The following is a 2,515-nucleotide window of genomic DNA, read 5'->3' on the forward strand; positions in this document are numbered from 1 at the left end:
AACCGACTCATTGACTTTCTAATATCTACGCAGATACCGCCAACTAAGGCGGTATCTGTCATTCTGAGCGGTATTCTGTAGGGGCGGACTATTCCGTCTTTGGCATTTTCCAAGGTAGAAGATGACCATGGTCATCCTCACTCTTCAGTTTCGGGATTTCTCGTAGCACGTATTCGAGGTACTCATACGGCTCACAGTCGTTAGCCTTCGCGGTTTCGATAAGACTGTACAACACTGCACTGGCGCGGGCTCCATTATGAGTCTTTGAGAACAACCAGTTGTTCCGTCCTACCGTGAACGGACGTACTGAACGTTCCGCTCGGTTATTATCCATGCTTAACCGGCCATCATCGATAACTCTTACTAGCTTCGACCATTGATTGAGACTGTAGCTAATCGCCTCACCCAATTTACTTTTAGGGGGCACCTGAGTGACCGATTTATCTAACCACGCCTTGAATTCATTGAGCAGAGACTGAGTCTTTGATTGGCGGGTAACATATCGCTCTTCCCTCGTCTTATCTTTGAGTGCTTGTTCAACACGATAGAGCTTTTGGAACCAACTCACTGCCCACTGGATTTTACCCCCTTTTCCTTGCTTGCCTTTTGGTTGGCTCTGCTCTGCCTCTATGAACTTGCGTCTTGCATGAGCCCAGCAACCCACCAACTTCGCCTCTGTCTTTTCATACGCTTTATACCCATCAACATGAAGGTATCCAGTGTAGTTTGACAGATACGATTGAGGGCAGTGATGCCCCCGACTCCCTTCCTGATAGTCGAACAAGACGATACCAGGGGATTGCGCATTACCACCCCGGTCTGGACCACACCCATATAACCAGATGTAACTTTTCTTTCTTTCGTCATCGAGCACGGTCAACGTGGTCTCGTCCGCGAACAGAACATCTTGAGCAAGGAGGGTTTCTTTCAGTAAGGCGATTAACGGCTCTACCTTATCAGCGCAACGCAGTATCCATTGACTCATCGTTTTTCGGCTGAGCGCTAGCCCATATTGTCTGAACAGCGATTCTTGACGATAGAGAGGCAGGGCATAGTGGTATTTGTTCGTGATAATTTGCGCAAGCAAAGAGGGAGTCGCGATGCTTTTCGGGATAATCGATGCTGGCGGTGGAGCCATTGCAACAACACTCTTCTCTCCTAACGCGTCACATTGACGACAGACGTATTTGGGTCTTTCAGTGACTTCGACATACAACTTGGCCGGGATATACACCAGTTTTTCACTGGTGCTTTGCCCCATCCTGCAGAGTATCGACTGACAACACGAGCAGGTTTTTTCTGATTCTGGTATGTCCACCACGACTCGCTCTCGTGGCAGGTCTTCGGGAAGCTTTGGGCGACCACGACGTTTTGTCTCGGATGAAGTGTTTTCCGCTTCCGAAGCGTCATCATTCGGATTATCGGGTGCTTCCTCTTCACCTATCGTATCGGCATGAGTCTCCGCCTCATTGAACTCTAAGTCCTGAGGGGGCAGGGTTTCACTACTGCTACCAAAGCGTTTACGCCGCGCTAGGTTGAGTTTTTCAACCAGCGATTGGATGGTTAATTCGCTCTCGCTTAGAGATTGGCGAAGTGTGAGTACCGTAGATTCAAGCTCAGTCACTTTTGAACGTAAGAGCGCTAGCTCATCTTCTTTATTTTTATTTGGCATATAAGGAAGATCGCAGAGAGCCGCGAAAGTTCCTTATACGCTATTATTTTTTAATTTAATTAAGACTTTGGTAATTCAATGTTTGATGGGGTTTCATTTTTTCAATATCGAGCCCATCAAGCAACCAATGCCACTGCTCTTCCGTTAATGAGAGGGTTTTCCCTGGCATTTTTCTTGGCCAAGCGAACTTGTCTTTTTCGAGTCGCTTTTGCCAGAGGCAAAAGCCATTACGCTGCCAGTAGAGAACTTTGAGCTTATCCCGCGTGCGATTAGAGAAGACAAATAGCGCTTCAGAGAAGGGATTAAGGTTCATATTCTGTTCAACAATAAAGCTCAAGCCGTTAATGCCCTTTCTAAAATCGACGGGCGCCTTGTGGAGATAGATAACAGAGATATCAGGGAACATTTTCATACAACAGCAAGCTCCTTCAATAGAAGACCGAGCCACTGAGGTGCTACATCACGAGGTACATGAAGAGAGCATGCTCCCGCTTCAAGGCGTAATTCCGTAGGTAACGTAGAGGGAGGCAGTTGCTCGGTTTTGGTGTTTAGCATGGCTGTTTTTTCAACAACAACGAATTCAGAAAGTGAATCTTCTCGTTTTTTAGGCAGGTTGACTAAGTGGTGTAGTTTGCGACGGTTGTTATCAAATGTTTTTGGATGAAGATTGTGCTCTAAACAAAACTGAGCGGCAGACTGCTCACTATTGTAATACTTCTGAACAAGGCGTAGCCATTCTTGCTGAGATCTATGCTGAGACATTTTCGAGTACCTTTAACGATAAAAGTTAAAGGTTACGACGTTTATTAAAAGGATTGAATGAGTCGATTTAAAGACGCTTAC

General features: G+C 46.3%; 3 protein-coding genes. All 3 read right to left on the reverse strand.

Going from position 1 to position 2,515, the window contains the following annotated elements:
• Positions 1-88: 88 nt before the first annotated feature.
• Genes FKN08_RS23560 through FKN08_RS23570 form a run of 3 tightly spaced genes read right to left on the reverse strand, consistent with a single transcriptional unit; the run spans position 89 to position 2,434 of the window.
• Positions 89-1,672, reverse strand: coding sequence for an IS66 family transposase (locus FKN08_RS23560; protein ID WP_016769319.1), 1,584 nt, complete (start codon positions 1,670-1,672; stop codon positions 89-91).
• Positions 1,673-1,727: 55 nt separating this feature from the next.
• Complete coding sequence (tnpB, locus tag FKN08_RS23565; RefSeq protein WP_016769320.1) at positions 1,728-2,084, reverse strand: IS66 family insertion sequence element accessory protein TnpB; 357 nt, start codon at positions 2,082-2,084, stop codon at positions 1,728-1,730.
• Positions 2,081-2,434, reverse strand: a complete 354-nt coding sequence (locus FKN08_RS23570; RefSeq protein WP_055451982.1) for a hypothetical protein — start codon at positions 2,432-2,434, stop codon at positions 2,081-2,083. Before FKN08_RS23570 ends, tnpB begins: the two co-directional genes overlap by 4 nt.
• Positions 2,435-2,515 lie beyond the last annotated feature (81 nt).

This window comes from Vibrio sp. 1-2 (7-a) (assembly GCF_013048515.1).
Lineage (GTDB): Bacteria > Pseudomonadota > Gammaproteobacteria > Enterobacterales > Vibrionaceae > Vibrio > Vibrio diabolicus.

Bases quoted from the DNA above. Each gene is read 5' to 3' on its own strand.
- FKN08_RS23570 (WP_055451982.1), bottom strand. From the start codon at position 2,434: ATGTCTCAGCATAGATCTCAGCAAGAATGGCTACGCCTTGTTCAGAAG.
- tnpB (WP_016769320.1), bottom strand. From the start codon at position 2,084: ATGAAAATGTTCCCTGATATCTCTGTTATCTATCTCCACAAGGCGCCC.
- FKN08_RS23560 (WP_016769319.1), bottom strand. From the start codon at position 1,672: ATGCCAAATAAAAATAAAGAAGATGAGCTAGCGCTCTTACGTTCAAAA.